General features: G+C 65.5%; 13 protein-coding genes and 1 tRNA gene. 7 read left to right on the plus strand and 7 right to left on the minus strand.

Annotation, left to right across the window (positions count from 1 at the left end; all coding sequences use genetic code 11):
• A partial coding sequence (locus JZ792_RS20725; RefSeq protein ID WP_216912416.1) for a TPM domain-containing protein occupies positions 1–1,868 on the minus strand: 1,868 nt, incomplete at its 3' end.
• Between the two features lie 50 nt (positions 1,869–1,918).
• On the opposite strand from JZ792_RS20725, the gene JZ792_RS20730 reads away from it, so the two are divergent.
• The 4 genes from JZ792_RS20730 (at position 1,919) to dnaG (ending at position 6,683) form a co-directional block, all read left to right on the plus strand.
• A complete protein-coding gene (locus JZ792_RS20730; RefSeq protein WP_216912418.1) occupies positions 1,919–2,596 on the plus strand; it encodes an MBL fold metallo-hydrolase in 678 nt (225 codons plus the stop codon).
• Positions 2,597–2,750: 154 nt separating this feature from the next.
• Positions 2,751–3,446: a YdcF family protein gene (locus tag JZ792_RS20735; RefSeq protein WP_438804356.1), complete on the plus strand. Its 696-nt coding sequence runs from the start codon at positions 2,751–2,753 to the stop codon at positions 3,444–3,446.
• Positions 3,446–4,708 (plus strand): deoxyguanosinetriphosphate triphosphohydrolase, encoded by a 1,263-nt coding sequence (locus tag JZ792_RS20740; RefSeq protein ID WP_216912420.1) that lies wholly within the window; start codon positions 3,446–3,448, stop codon positions 4,706–4,708. Before JZ792_RS20735 ends, JZ792_RS20740 begins: the two co-directional genes overlap by 1 nt.
• Positions 4,709–4,763: 55 nt before the next feature.
• The gene (gene dnaG / locus JZ792_RS20745) at positions 4,764–6,683 is read left to right on the plus strand and encodes a DNA primase (protein WP_216912422.1); all 1,920 of its coding nucleotides are present in this window, start codon (positions 4,764–4,766) and stop codon (positions 6,681–6,683) included.
• Between the two features lie 580 nt (positions 6,684–7,263).
• On the opposite strand, the gene JZ792_RS20750 is transcribed toward dnaG, so the two are convergent.
• Positions 7,264–7,509 carry a hypothetical protein gene (locus JZ792_RS20750; RefSeq protein WP_216912424.1) on the minus strand — a complete coding sequence of 82 codons (246 nt, stop codon included), beginning with the start codon at positions 7,507–7,509 and terminating at the stop codon, positions 7,264–7,266.
• Positions 7,510–7,820: 311 nt separating this feature from the next.
• On the opposite strand from JZ792_RS20750, the gene JZ792_RS20755 reads away from it, so the two are divergent.
• Positions 7,821–7,893, plus strand: a tRNA-Asn gene (locus tag JZ792_RS20755).
• A 299-nt stretch (positions 7,894–8,192) separates the two neighbouring features.
• Here JZ792_RS20755 and JZ792_RS20760 read toward each other — a convergent pair.
• A complete protein-coding gene (locus JZ792_RS20760; RefSeq protein ID WP_216912426.1) occupies positions 8,193–10,142 on the minus strand; it encodes a hypothetical protein in 1,950 nt (649 codons plus the stop codon).
• 207 nt (positions 10,143–10,349) lie between these two features.
• Here JZ792_RS20760 and JZ792_RS20765 point away from each other — a divergent pair, with 207 nt between their 5' ends.
• Positions 10,350–10,625, plus strand: coding sequence for a class I SAM-dependent methyltransferase (locus JZ792_RS20765; protein WP_216912428.1), 276 nt, complete (start codon positions 10,350–10,352; stop codon positions 10,623–10,625).
• A gap of 841 nt (positions 10,626–11,466) precedes the next feature.
• Here JZ792_RS20765 and JZ792_RS20770 read toward each other — a convergent pair.
• From JZ792_RS20770 to JZ792_RS20785, 4 genes are read right to left on the minus strand one after another with little or no spacing between them, the layout of a single operon-like run.
• A complete protein-coding gene (locus tag JZ792_RS20770) occupies positions 11,467–11,763 on the minus strand; it encodes a hypothetical protein (protein ID WP_216912430.1) in 297 nt (98 codons plus the stop codon).
• 7 nt (positions 11,764–11,770) lie between these two features.
• On the minus strand, positions 11,771–13,045 hold the full coding sequence (locus tag JZ792_RS20775; RefSeq protein WP_216912432.1) for a hypothetical protein: 1,275 nt from the start codon (positions 13,043–13,045) through the stop codon (positions 11,771–11,773).
• 9 nt (positions 13,046–13,054) lie between these two features.
• The gene (locus JZ792_RS20780; protein ID WP_216912434.1) at positions 13,055–13,345 is read right to left on the minus strand and encodes a WXG100 family type VII secretion target; all 291 of its coding nucleotides are present in this window, start codon (positions 13,343–13,345) and stop codon (positions 13,055–13,057) included.
• The gene (locus tag JZ792_RS20785) at positions 13,342–13,677 is read right to left on the minus strand and encodes a WXG100 family type VII secretion target (RefSeq protein ID WP_216912436.1); all 336 of its coding nucleotides are present in this window, start codon (positions 13,675–13,677) and stop codon (positions 13,342–13,344) included. Before JZ792_RS20785 ends, JZ792_RS20780 begins: the two co-directional genes overlap by 4 nt.
• Before the next feature lie 20 nt (positions 13,678–13,697).
• On the opposite strand from JZ792_RS20785, the gene JZ792_RS20790 reads away from it, so the two are divergent.
• The gene (locus JZ792_RS20790) at positions 13,698–13,859 is read left to right on the plus strand and encodes a hypothetical protein (RefSeq protein ID WP_216912438.1); all 162 of its coding nucleotides are present in this window, start codon (positions 13,698–13,700) and stop codon (positions 13,857–13,859) included.
• Positions 13,860–13,861: the final 2 nt, after the last annotated feature.

Genomic DNA, 13,861 nt, shown 5'->3' on the forward strand with positions numbered 1-13,861 from the left:
CCGCCGATCAGAATCCCGCCGAGTACCGCACCCGCCTGCGCCGAGCCCGAGGACGGCCTGCTCGACTCCCACGCCCGCACCCCCGCCTGCGCCTCCTGGAGTGCCCGCCCCGCCAGATCCGCCGCGGCCTGGGCGTGTGGCAACGCCTGCGCGGGATCGGTGGCGCCGAGTCGCTGTGCCGCGTCGAGGTTGCGCTGTGCTTCCGAGAGCCGGGTCCGTGCGTCCGCGTCGACGCCGCCGCGCCGCGTGGTGATGAAATCGCTCGCCGCGCCGATCCGCGCCCGCGCGTCGGTCAACGATCGATCGAGCCTGCGCCGCAGATCCTCGGCGGCCAGTTTGCGGTCGGTCGCGGCGGCGATGGCGCGATCGAGGTCCCCGTCGGCGGCGACCGCGTCGTGATAGGCGCCGAGCGGATCGTCGTGCCCCTCGGCGGACGCCTTGTCCAGCGTGCCCTGCGCGGCAGTGCGCGCCGCGACCAGTTCGGGCCCGCCGTAACTCGCGAGTTCGTCGGCCCCGGCGATATCGCCGCGCAACTCCTCCAGCACCGCGGGCAGACCGTCACGCGCCTGCTGGATATTCGTCGCCGCGTTGTCCACCGCGTCCAGCAGTGTCCGCGCCTGGCCCAGCGCCGCCTCGGCCGCGCGGATCGCCGCGACCGCGCCGCCCTGCTGCCCGACCGGCAACGTCAACGCGGACCGTCCCGCGTCGATACTCTGTTCCGCGAACGTGATTCGCTCCCGCGCCATCGTGACGTTGTCGCGGATCGGCGCGAGCACGCTCGCCGGATGCGCCGCCGTCAGCCGGGCCGCCTCCGCCTCCGACCCGGGTATCCGTCCGGTGAGCTCGACCAGATCCCTGGTGAGAGCGTCCAACCGCTGCGGCGCGTCGATCAGCAGATCGCGCATCGCGTCGAATTCGTCCACCCTGGCGTCGAGTTCACGATCCGCGCGCCCGACCACCCCGATCAGTTCCACCAGCAGCGAGCGCTGTTCGTCCGGTGTCTCGGGAATATCGTCGTCCAACCGCTGCCTGATCCGGAAGGCCGTGGCCGCCGCCGCTTTCGCGTTCTCCAGCGCGGCCGTGAACGGCATCGTCGCGGTGTCGCCGAATTCACCTGTCGCCAAATCCAATTCGTCGGCACTGGTCCGGATCGCGTTGTCGAGTTCCACCAGCGCCTCCCGCGACCGCGCCTGCAACGCCTCCACCGACAACGCGGCGAGCGCCGCGCTGTTGTCCGGGTCCAGGCTGCGCGCCGCCGCCAATTCCGCGCGCGTCCGGTCCCGGCGACGTTTGCGCGACCACAGCACCACGCCGCCCACCACGAGGACCACCACCAGCGCGAGGATCAGCAGCGTTCCGGTGCCGATGCCGTCGGCCCGCATCGCCGCGTTCAGTCCGTCGGCCGTGGCGATCCCCGCATCGGCCCAACGGCTGTCGCGCAGCGCCGGTTCCACGTCGCGGATCAGCAGATCGTCGAGTTCCCCGTCGCTGACACCCTCGGGCGCGACGCCGTCGAAGGCGTACTCGCGCGACCCGGTCGCCACGGCCAGCAGCAGATCGCGCTGTCCGAACCGCGATTCGGTCGCGGTGCGCGAACTCCAGGCCTCCGGTGTGAGTCCGCCGAAATCGTTCACGTAGACGATCCACAGCCGCGTCTGATGGTCGGCGTAGAGCTGATCGACCGCCGAACGCACCCGGTCCGGCTGATCGCCTTCCAGCGCGTTCGCCTCGTCCACCACATAGGTGTCCAGGCGTGTCGGCGGTTCCGCGACGGCGACCGGGCCGCCGATCAGCGCGACGCACAACAGCAGGGAACTCACCACCACCCGGGCATACCGGCGGACAGTGTGATTCGACGGCAGCGGCATGTCATGAATCTATCCCCGGATCCGGTCCGACCGGTGGTTAGCATCGAAGAGTGATCACGATCGATCAGCCGTACACCGGCCACGTGTCCCCCGGGTCGAACCCGCAGCAGCGCGATATCCCCGGCGCGCGCGTCATCAAGATGTCCGTCGGCAAGATGGACAACAACTGCTACCTGGTCCAAGACGCCGCCACCGGCGCGACCCTGCTCATCGACGCCGCCAACGAACCCGAACGCATCGCGGAACTGGTCGCCCAGGAGACGCCGGGCAAGATCGGCCTCATCGTCACCACCCACCAGCACGCCGACCACTGGTTCGGTCTGAAACAGGTGCACGCCGACACGTCCGCCCCCACCGCCGCGCACCGCCTCGACGCCGAACCCCTCTCGGTCGCGCCGGACCGTCTGCTCGCCGACGGCGACACCGTCGAGATCGGCGAACTCACCTTTACCGTCATTCACCTCGCGGGCCACACCCCGGGCGGCGTCGCCCTCGCCCTGACCGACACCTCCGGCCGCACCCACCTCTTCACCGGCGATTCCCTTTTCCCGGGCGGCCTCGGGCGAACGACCACCCCGGAATCCTTCGCGTCGCTGTTCGCCGATGTGACCGCCAAGATCTTCGACGTATTCGGGGACGACACGATCGTCTATCCCGGACACGGCGACGACACCACGCTCGGCACCGAACGGCCGCAACTCGGGGAATGGAAATCGCGCGGTTGGTGAGTCGTTCCACCGTGCTCGGAGCGTTATCGGACCCGGTCGAAAATCATCGACTTCCCGGAAATTCGGGCGACCTCGTCACATATCCGTCGGCGGCCCAGAGTGTTCGGCCCACCAATTCATCGAGCATTCGGGCTGACCTGGCAGACTTGGCCCGGTGAGTTCGTCAACCCCGCCTTCCGCAGCCGGATCCGTCCGAGATCCCGGACTGCCGCGCGGCTTCGGCGCCGGTCTTCGGCGCTGGTCGGTCCGGTTGATCGTCGGCGTGGTGGTCGCCGGGGCGGTACTGGTCGGCGGAACGGCATTTCGCGTCTGGCAGGTCGCCCGCATCGATGACTACACGAAAGCCGACGCGATCGTCGTCCTCGGCGCCGCGCAATACTCCGGCACCCCGTCGTCGGTTTTCGAGGCCCGGCTCGACCAGGCGTACGAATTATTCGAACTCGGCGTCGCGTCGAAAGTGATCACCGTCGGCGGCAAACAGGAAGGCGACCTCTACACCGAGGCCGCCTCCGGCAAGAACTACCTCCAATCCAGGGGCGTCCCCGCCGATCACATACTCGCGGTGGAAACCGGCTCCGACACCCTGCGCAGTATCGAGGCCGTCGCCACCGCCATGGCGGCGCGCGATATGTCCTCGGCGGTACTCGTCAGCGATCCGTGGCATTCCCTGCGCACCCGAACCATGGCCCGCGACGCGGGCCTGGACGCGTGGACGGCCCCCACCCGCACCGGCCCCGCCGTCTATACCAGGGAATCCCAGGCCCACGGCATCGCCAGGGAGACCGGCGCGCTGCTCTGGTACCAGCTCACCCATTTCTCCGCCGATTTCTCCTACACCGCGGGCCAGTGATGACCGGCGGCTACACCGACCAGGACCGGGAACGCCTGGTCTCCGAGGGCGCGAAGACGGCGGGTCTCGGCCCGCCACGCAGCGAATTCGACAGCGGCCACCGCACCGAATTCGCCCGCGACCGCGCCCGCGTCCTGCATTCGGCGGCTCTGCGTCGTCTCGCCGACAAAACCCAGGTGATGGGCCCGCGCGACGGCGACACCCCGCGCACCCGGCTCACCCATTCGATCGAGGTCGCCCAGATCGGCCGCAGCATCGCCGACGGCCTCGGCTGCGACGCCGACCTCGTCGACCTCGCGGGCCTCGCCCACGACATCGGCCACCCGCCCTACGGCCACAACGGCGAGAAGGCCCTCGACACCTTCGCCCACGACTACGGCGGTTTCGAGGGCAACGCCCAGAACCTGCGCATCCTCACCCGTCTCGAACCCAAGGTCATGGCCCCCGACGGCACCAGCGCGGGCCTGAACCTGACCCGCGCAGCCCTCGACGCCGCCATCAAATACCCCTGGGTCCGCCCCGCCCCCGGCGCCAAATTCGGTGCCTACGACATCGATACCGACCGTCTCGACTGGATCCGCAAGGACGCCCCCGACCGGAAACAGAGTCTGGAATGCCAGATCATGGACTGGTCCGACGACGTCGCCTATTCCGTGCACGACGTCGAAGACGGAGTCATCGCGGGCCGCATCGACCTGCGCGCACTCGCCGACCCCGCCGAACAGCGCGCCTTGGCGGGTATGGGCAACGCCCAGCACCGCACCCTGTCCACCGACGACCTGATCGCGGCCGCCCAGCGACTGTCCGAACTCCCCGTTGTCGCCGCCGTCGCCGCCTACGACGGTTCGTTCACCAGTTCCGTCGCCCTCAAAGCCCTGACCAGCGAACTCGTCGGCCGCTTCGCCATCGCCGCGATCAGCGCCACCCGCTCGGCCGCGGGCAGCGACCGCCTGTCCCGCTACGCCGCCGACCTCACCGTCCCGCCCATCGTGCAGGCCGAGGTCGCCGTGCTCAAAACGGTCGCGCTGCGCTACGTCATGTCCGACGAGGATCACAAACAACGCCAAGCCGCCCAGCGCGAACGCATCCTCGACGTCGCCCACCGCCTGCTCCGCGCCGCGCCCGCCGCCCTCGACCCGGTTCTGCTGCCGTGGTGGGACGACGCGGCCGACGACACCGCTCGCGTCCGCGTGATCGTCGACCAGATCGCCTCCTACACCGAGAGCCGTCTGGAACGCGTCGCGGCCACCCTGCGCGCCTGACCGAACGCGCCCGTCCGGATCGAAGCGTCGCCGCGCTCGAGGCTAGACTCGCACGGTGGCCGGACGACTCCCAGATCGCGATATCGCGGCGATACGCGACCGAGTCCGGATAGAGGATGTGGTGGGGGAGTACGTCGCCCTCAAGCGCGCGGGCGCCGACTCGATGAAGGGCCTGTGCCCGTTCCACGACGAGAAATCGCCGTCCTTCCACGTCCGGCCCAACCACGGCCTCTTCCACTGCTTCGGCTGCGGCGAGGGCGGCGATGTCTACAAATTCTTGCAGCAGATCGAGCACATCGGATTCGTCGAAGCCGTCGAGCAGATGGCCGACCGCATCGGCTACCAGATCAACTACGAAGGCGGCGGCACCTCGGTCCAACGCGACCGGGGCACCCGATCCCGCCTCGTCGCCGCGAACACCGCCGCCCACGAGTTCTACATGGCCCGCCTGCGCGAACCCGACGCCGAAGCCGCCCACCGCTATCTCACCGAACGGAATTTCGACGGCAACGCCGCCCAGCAATTCGGCTGCGGATACGCCCCCGACGGCTGGGACACCCTGACCAAACACCTGCTGCGCAAAGGTTTCGAATTCAAGGAACTGGAAGCGGCCGGACTGTCCAAACAGGGCAAACGCGGCCCCATCGACCGCTTCCATCGGCGCTTGCTGTGGCCGCTGCGCAACCTCGGCGGCGAGGTCATCGGTTTCGGCGCGCGCAAACTCTTCGACGACGACACGATGCCGGGCAAATACGTCAACACCCCGGAAACGTTGCTGTACAAGAAATCTCAAGTCCTGTTCGGCCTCGACCTGGCCAAACGCGATATCGCCAAAGGCCACCAGGCCGTGGTGGTCGAAGGCTATACCGATGTGATGGCCATGCATCTGGCCGGCGTGAAAACCGCCGTCGCCTCCTGCGGCACCGCCTTCGGCGACGAACACATGGCGATCCTGCGCCGCCTGCTGATGGACGACAATTTCTGGCGCGGCGAGATCATCTACACCTTCGACGGCGACGCGGCAGGTCAGGCCGCCGCGCTCAAAGCGTTCGCGGGCGACCAGAAACTTGCAGGTCAGACCTATATCGCGGTAGCGCCCGACGGTCAGGACCCGTGCGAACTCCGTCAGCACTCCGGCGATGGCGCCGTCCGCGACCTCGTCGCCCGCCGCACACCGCTCTACGAATTCGTCATCCGCGGACTGCTCGCCGAATACAACCTCGATCAGGTCGAAGGCCAGGTGGAGGCCCTGCGCCGCGCCGTCCCCGTCGTCGCGCAGATCAAGGACAACGCCACCCGCAAGGCCTACGCGACGCGGTTGGCAGGCTGGGTGGGCTGGGACGATATCCAGACCGTCGTCCGCCGCGTCGGCGAGGAAGCGAAACGCGGCCGCGCCGGTGGCACTGCTACCGCACCCCGCCGCCAAGGCCGAGCCGAGGCTCCCGCAGCACCCGAACACGTTGCGGCGCGGCCTAATCCGAACGATCCGGTGCTGCTACCGCAACGTCAGGTCCTCTGCGCGGCCCTGCAATACCCCGCCATCGCGGGCGCCGTCTTCGACTCGCTCGAACCGGAAGCGTTCACCCACCCCGCCTACATCGCCATTCGCGCGGTGATCGCCGAAGCAGGCGGTGCCTCGTGCGGGCTCGGCGGTGCCGAGTGGGTCAACGCAGTGTCCGACCGGACCGACGAACTGACCCTCCGCGCCCTGGTGTCCGAGCTGGCCAGCGCGCCGCTGCCGGTGAAGTCCGCCAACGACATTCCGCGGTTCATCACCGGGGTGCTGGCGCGGGCCCAGGAAGCGTGGGTCGGGCGGCAGGTCGCCGAGCTGAAGTCGAAGTTGCAGCGGGTCTCGTCGACGGACGCGGCGGAGACGTATATGTCGTTGTTCGGGGATCTGGTTGCGTTGGAGCAGTATCGGAAGAGTCTGCTGACGCAGGCGATGGGGAATTCGGACGACTTCGTGTCGAACTGAGATTGCTGGTGCGGGCCGCCGTACTTGGGTCGTCGAGGATCGTGCGGTGAGACGGCTTCCTCGCAGGTCACGGTTCCTGCGGTGACTCGTCTTCGACGGTATCGGCGTGGAAGTCGTAGCGGTCGGTCCCGCGCATACCGGGCAGGCAATCAGCGCGTAGTGCCGTAACGCGAGCTCGGCCGGAAACGCGGGATCGACGCGACTGACGGTTGTGTTGGTGGACTGTGTTCGATGAGACCGTCCAGGTCAGGTACTTCTCATCCAGGCATGGGGGTGGGTCTGATCAGTACCGACGCACTCCACTGTCATTGCCGAATCCAAGCGTCTGAGATGCCGATTATCGTGCGCAAAGAGATCCAAGAATCGTGGCGGGGGTTAGGTCGCCGTCCCTGGCGATGTAGGGGCGTCCGGGGCATGGGGGAGCGCCTGCCACCGCTCTCTGTCTACCGCCAGAAGCGCGAATTTACGCGGACAGCCCGAAACGGCCGTCACCATGAAGCACATCGCGGTCCACATTCCCGTAGGTGCGGCCGAGGCGGTCTACCGCCGACGCGCGAATCCACCGCCGAACGCGCGATCTTCAGCGCCGCAACTGATCCTGCGGCACCAGCACCGTGGTCCGCTCATCCAACGGCTCCATCGGCTCCAGCGGCGCCCGCGTGCTCAACCGATCCGACAACCTCTGCCGCCCCACCAACACCAGCTTGCGCGTTACCGGACTCCCGGCCACCGCGCGGGTAGCCGCGCTGATCTGCTCGTACCGAGCCCGCCCGGCCTTCGTGCCGAGCACGTACCCGGCAGCAATGCCGATGATCAACCGCAGCATCTCGTTGAGCTCCTCCCAATAGCCAGTGCGCGCTACCATCCTGCCCGACCCCGCCCCCACCTGTCGATCCGGATTCGGGGTGCCGCACGAGGCGCGCCGGTGCATACGCCCCACCCGGCGTTCTGCGGCCCGAATCGTTCATTGCCCCGCGGGGGGCTCCCCTTCCGCCTGCTGCCCCTGCGCCTCGAGTGGCTGCTGTGGTTTTCCTTCGCGCCAGTATCAGCCCAGGTAGAACCACGATTTGGGAACCCGACCAACCGTGCGCTAAAGTTTCATCTCGGCCGACCGGCACGGAACGGCCACAAGGATAGTCCCCTATAGCTCAATTGGCAGAGCAGCCGACTGTTAATCGGCAGGTTTCTGGTTCGAGTCCAGATGGGGGAGCCTAACTGGCAGGTCAGGCACGGTCATCGTGCCTGACCTGTTCTCGTATGCGGGTTCCGACCAAGAATACGCCAAGAATTCCGGTCCGCACTTCCCGGCGCTGCCACCGATTCGTCTGCGGGTATGACCCATCGCTCTGTCGCTTCCGGCTTGACGGTTGAACGTCGGAGGTTTGTGCCTTCGGCGGGGCACATCGAACATGGGAACGGGCCGAACTGCGGTTTTCGGGTGGCTGGTTGGTGATCCGAGCCGAATACTTTCTGTAGGCGGACGGTGCCTGCCAGGAGCGAGGGGTGGGTTCAGCGGTGTTTTTTGCGTTTGGCGCGTGAGCTGGACTTTCGTTTCAGGGCGACCGGGGTGGCGTGACCGGGGTGGCGCTCGGTGATATGGGCTTCGGTCACGGCGAGTAGTTCCTCGAGGCCGGTGTCGTCGGGGTGGCCGCAGTCCCGTAACGCGGCCACGATGTCACGGGCTTGCGCGGTGGGCAGGTCGGCGAGCGTGCCGGTGACGGCTTCGGGGCCGACGGCTTCCATCAGGTGGATGAACTGTTCGGCCATCCCGCGCAGTCCTTCCGTGGCGTCGAGTTCGTCGGGGGTGACCTCGTCATCGGCGATCAGTAATTGCACGGCGGTAGGGCCGAGGTCGTGGTCCGCCCGTAACCCGTGCAGGAACGCGGACCGGTCGGGCATGGTTTGGGCCAGCACGTCGAGCATCGCGGCCGTTCGGGTACGGAACGGGTAGCCGCGTAGGCCGTCCAGCAACAGTGACAGTCCGTGCTCTCGGCCGCCGTGAGCAGCCAACCAGCCGGCGATTTCCGCGCGGACGGTATCCTCGCCGTAGTACTCGGCGACCATGCCGAGCAGTTGGGCAGGTTCGGTATCGCACAGCTCACCGACCAGCGGCGCGGGTCGGCCTTCGCGGAGCAGCCGGGCGCGCACCGCCTGGGTTGCCAGGGGTGTCAGCGCGATCAACTCGACCTCGCCCGCGTCGGGTCCAAGCGCGGCACGCAACCCTTCCTGGGCGTCCGCTGGCAACGGCATCGAGTCGTCGGGGTCGGTGTCGAGGTCGGATCGATACAGCGGATCAGGATGGCCGATCGTCAGTTCGACAGCGCCCAACTCGGCCAACTGGTCGAACAGTCGCCGCATACTCGAGCCGACGCCGTCACGCCATCGCGCCGCGGTCGCGGGATCGAGATCATCGAGGTAGTAAGTCGCGGCGCAGGCCGACCATACGCCTTCAGTCAGGTGGATGACCGGTATCGGCTCGGGCAGGCCGTAGACGGTGTTGAGTACGTCGAGCAGCACGTCATCGAGGATGCTGTCGAGCATCCGGGTGTGTTCGGCCGCCCACGGGGTCGAATGTGTGAGGAGGCCGAGTTCGGGTTGCGCGTCGAATGCTGCTGTCCACAAGGCCAGGCCGTCGCGCAGCAGTGGCGCGGTTTTCGCTACGCGCACCAACCTGTTCTTCACCACCCGTACCAGCCGGATCTTCTTGGCCAGTTCGATCAGGCGAGCGAGGCCGGGCAGTTCGGCGCTGCTCTTGGTGCGAAACACCCGATTACCGATCTTCGGGTCGATGGTGTCCCCGATATCGAGCAGCGTTACCAGTTCTCGGGCGTCGGCCAGTCTCAGGTTGCCGGTCGTGGTCAATACCGGCAGTTGGGCGACGGCGCGTTCGAACCTGCCGTCACCCTGGCGGTCATGCCTGCTGATGATATGCGCGAGCACCTCGTCGTCGTGGTCGATGCGGCCCGCCTCGACGTCGTCGAAGAATCCGCTCATGGCGGAGCTGTCGGTGGGATCGATACCGTGTCCCATCGCGGTCATCACCCAGAACTTGGCCACACCGAAGTTGCTCTGCTCGGTCATCGCGGCGGCGAATTCGGGGACGGACCGCGTGATGGCCGCGTCGAGGTCGGCCCGTGGATCGCCGGTCGGATCGGTCAACCCGGTTGTGTGTAGGTACTCGATGAGCAGGCGCAGGGAGTCCGGTAGTCCGGCTGCGTCGCGAGCGTCGGCCGACAGCGTCCTCGGCGCATAGGACAGCAGGAATTCCTCGGCCAAGGCCGCGGTCCAGTAGCCGAGCCGTCCGTCGATACTCTGGTGTCGGAAATCCAGCGCGGCTGCCAGCGCGAAAGGATCGACGGAGGTCCGCCGTTCGGCGGCCCAGGCTTCGCATCGCCGAATCAGCAGATCTCTGGCCGCTTCGTAGGTCTCGATATCGTCGGGCTCGAAGTAGGTGCGCATCGGTGGTACATCGTCCCGCTCGTCCGGCAATCCGGCAAGTCGCGGCACCGATGTGCTCTGCTCTTCTCCGCCTTCGAACGTGCGTCGCGTAAGTCGATCGGGTGGACCGAAATCGGTCGCGCACCTGAGCGGGCGGGCGATGAAGTGCCCTGGCGAATCTCGTTGGAACAGAACGTATGTGGTAATGACTGCTGCGAGGATGATCGAATGCGTGCAGAGACCGCCTACCACGGTGAGATGGGCAAGCAGTTCGCCGCCCTGGCAACGGACAACGCCTACAACGCCCATACCGACCGACCGGCCATGCTGAGGCTTGCCGGTGACGTCCGCGGACTGCGGGTTTCGGATCTTGGATGCGGGGCAGGCCACTACGGCGCCGAACTGCTGAAGAGGGGGCCGCGCAGGTCATCGGAGTCGAGGGAAGCGAGACCCTGCTGCGCGCCGCGCAGGAGCGACTCGGAGACGGTGCCATCTTGTCGGTGATGGTTTCATCAGCTACAGGCGGATGACGCTGGAAACGTTCCTCGGAGAGCTTTCGGCACCGGGTTCGTGCTCCAAGCGTTGGTGGAGTCGCGAGCCACCGAGGAAGCTCGGCTGGTTGATCCACATCGATACGACAAAACGCACAAACAGCCGCTCTTTCTGACCGTCGAACTCCACCGCCCGTGACGACGTGCTCTCCGAATTTGTCGCTGTTGATGCTTGCCCGAACGGTTCCGCCACCCGGCCGATCTGAGAAGCCGAGTCGAGCCCGTCAGCTGATCACCGCTACCTGCGTCACGTACTACGGGCGACGCACGTCTGTCTGCACGACGAATCATGCGCTGGATCAGCTCTCGATAACCCCTGGTCTGTGGGTTTCAAATCGGGAACTCTTCGTGTCGCTTTCGACAACGGATGGATGCTGATAAATCGAACAAGGTTTCAAGATGGCGGGGAATCGGTTGTGAAGACAGATGGCAAGACCATGCTGGTCGCAGGTTTGTGCCCTCAGCAGGACGTACAAAACATGGGCAACTGAAAAATGCCTGGTCATCGTGGGTACGTATGCTGTCTGAGGGATCGTGATGCCCTGCGGGAGTTGGTCGCCCGGGCCCCAACTCGATTGCGCCACGGGGGCGTGTTTCGCTTGACAACGGGGACGACCTGCGGTTCAGGGTGGGCAGTTGGTGATCGAAGCGAACATTCAGCTATGAGCGGGTGATCTGATGTATGACCGGGCTGGCTACTTCCCACGATTTTGGCTTCGTCGCCCTGCCGCTAATTGCGATATGGTCCGTCGCCCACGCTGCATGCGCGCACGGTATCTGATTGGTGCTGTCCGTCAGTCGCCGATGAACAGGAGATAGCCATTGGCGCGAAGCGCGATCGACGATGCTCGCCTCAGGAGGTCGACAGCCTGCCGCTCGGCATCGGTCCGAACCTCGATCGTCTCGATCTGATCCAGGATCATACCGAGCTGGTGCCGGTTGAACATCGTGTCGCCGTACTGGTAGACGCCCCGTAGCAAACTGGTTTCGGGCTGCGCCGCGCACAGCTTGAACAGCGTGTCGTCCGTATCGTCACCGAAGTGGTGTGTCTCGGCGTGGTTCATGTTTTGCACAACGATTTCTAGAGCCACCTGATCCCTACTCGTCTCCTGCGGGGTGCATCGTAATTACCGCACCGAACCTGTCCTGCACGACGATATAGCGTTGCGTCGCTGCGCCACCCCGCATCTTCGACTCGTTTCCGATGTATCGGTCGGGCACTGTGACTTCGCGCCGATAGGTGCCGTTGCCCTGATCGATCGGCGGGCTGTTCTTCGCGGCATCCACGAGTGCATGGGGATCCTCGGTAGCGTAGAACGTGCTCTTCCACTCTGTATTCAGTCGGCCGCCCGGATAGTGTTTTTCCCGCACATAGTTCTCGCCGTCGGCCGTAAGGGCCGGTGCGGGGATACTATTTCCGTTCCCGGGCTGGCTACCTGTTCCGGATTCTTCCTCCATCAAGACTATGGGTAGCGCGATGATATCGCGCAACTGCGAAGCGTGGAAGTCGAGAGGAGGCAATTTCGTGAACGGTAGACTGCTGACCACGACCGAGAATCTGCTGGTGGTCACTGTCATATACACCGGATCCTCGAGATCCTTGCTGAAGATCGGTGCGGCACAGTTGACAACCACCATGGTCAGGTCGATCGTGACCGTCACGCTCGAAATCTTCGCTTCCAGGCGTTCTTTGATCGAAGTACGCAACACCCCCAGGGTGTCGCAGTAATCGCCTACGGAGAACTCGACGACCTTCGAGGCATCCGCGATGCTGCTAGCCGCGTCCTGGAGTGTCCTCAACCGCTTTCGGATGTCGTCGACATTGACGTCGGTGGAATGGTCGAAGTTGTATCCGATCCGTTTGATCCGATCTCCGGCTTCAGTCAGATCAGGATGCAGAGCGTGTGCGAGCCAGGCTCGATCTTTAGCTCGCCGAAGTTTATCGGTGTCGCCGTTAGGAATCGGCTCGACTTTGGACAGGCCGACGCCCTTGATATTTATCCCTGCACCGTTCGCCCCCTTGGCAGTGTGTGATTCCTTGTAGGGGTTGCCACTCGATGGAGAGGGGACCGGGCGATCGGGATGCGGCAGAGTCTGATTCGAGATATCCCAGTTGTAGGCCATGGCCGTGAGCACATCGCCGTATCGTGTCAGCGCGTCCGCCAAGAGGGTGCCCGTCGAGACCCATTGCACGGCAGCGGATTCATACGCCGAGATCCACGGTTGCGTCGTCGAGTAGTCACCGGCCATTCCCGCACACGATCCGGTCAGCTCCTTGTGTAGGGCACCGACTCGGACGAGTACCGTCGTCGCAAGATCGTGACACTCCTTGGCCGCCCGCTCATAATCCTTGGCATCGATGTCCCACCCCATACTCGACCCCTATGACATCTGGCGGTTGAGGTCAGCGGCTGCGGTGTAGCGATCCCGAGCTTGTTGCGCCGCACTGCTCGCAGTACGGATGCTGGCGACGAATTGTGCTGCCTGGGTCGCCCATTGAGAATGTGCATCGCCGAATGCTCCTGCGGCGACGCCGTTCCAGTTCGTCGAAAGAATCGCGGCGACTCTGCTGTCGAGTCCATCTATCTGATCCTCGATGAACCCGGCCAGTCCGCTCAACTGGGTTGCGACTTGCTCGAGTTGATCGATATCGACGGTGAAACGGCTGCTCATAGATCCAGGCTCGTCGAGCCGAGGTTGACAGCGGACGTGCCATCTTGCTGCTGGTAACTATTTGCTGCTACGCCGAGCGAACTGGCGAGAGCGGCAAGGGAGTTCAGTAATTGAGTTCCGTCTTCGTAGACGGTGCTCCACCCCTGGCCGAACGTGTCCGCAGCTGCTCCGGTCCAGCTGCCAGCTAGGCCGTCCACCTCCCGGGTAGCGATATCGAGAGCCGACTTCAGTGCTTGAACCAGGTCCGACATGTGCTGGCCGAGTTCAATGACTTCGTCAGGTACGACAGAAAGCCCCTGACTTGGATTCGGTATTCCCCCAGAACTGCTCACGCCGCAATGCTACTCGCGCCTTGATCGCCACGATCATCGGCGCGCTCGCGAAGAACGTCGCCACGATCGTCACCGACGTGGTCAGGCCACTCGTCGAACGATTGAAACCGCTGGTCACCAAGGTGCGGTCCCGGGTGCAGGCGGCCCGGGCCAAGTTCCTCGGTCGCGTGGACCGATCATGAAG

Origin of the sequence: Nocardia noduli (assembly GCF_019038455.1) — a bacterium.
In the GTDB taxonomy this organism is placed as follows: Bacteria; Actinomycetota; Actinomycetes; order Mycobacteriales; family Mycobacteriaceae; genus Nocardia; species Nocardia noduli.

Coding starts and splice junctions, on each gene's coding strand:
- JZ792_RS20780 (WP_216912434.1), bottom strand. CDS start 13,345: ATGAGCAGCCGTTTCACCGTCGATATCGATCAACTCGAGCAAGTCGCA.
- JZ792_RS20740 (WP_216912420.1), top strand. CDS start 3,446: ATGACCGGCGGCTACACCGACCAGGACCGGGAACGCCTGGTCTCCGAG.
- JZ792_RS20750 (WP_216912424.1), bottom strand. CDS start 7,509: ATGCTGCGGTTGATCATCGGCATTGCTGCCGGGTACGTGCTCGGCACG.
- JZ792_RS20765 (WP_216912428.1), top strand. CDS start 10,350: ATGCGTGCAGAGACCGCCTACCACGGTGAGATGGGCAAGCAGTTCGCC.
- JZ792_RS20760 (WP_216912426.1), bottom strand. CDS start 10,142: ATGCGCACCTACTTCGAGCCCGACGATATCGAGACCTACGAAGCGGCC.
- JZ792_RS20775 (WP_216912432.1), bottom strand. CDS start 13,045: ATGGGGTGGGACATCGATGCCAAGGATTATGAGCGGGCGGCCAAGGAG.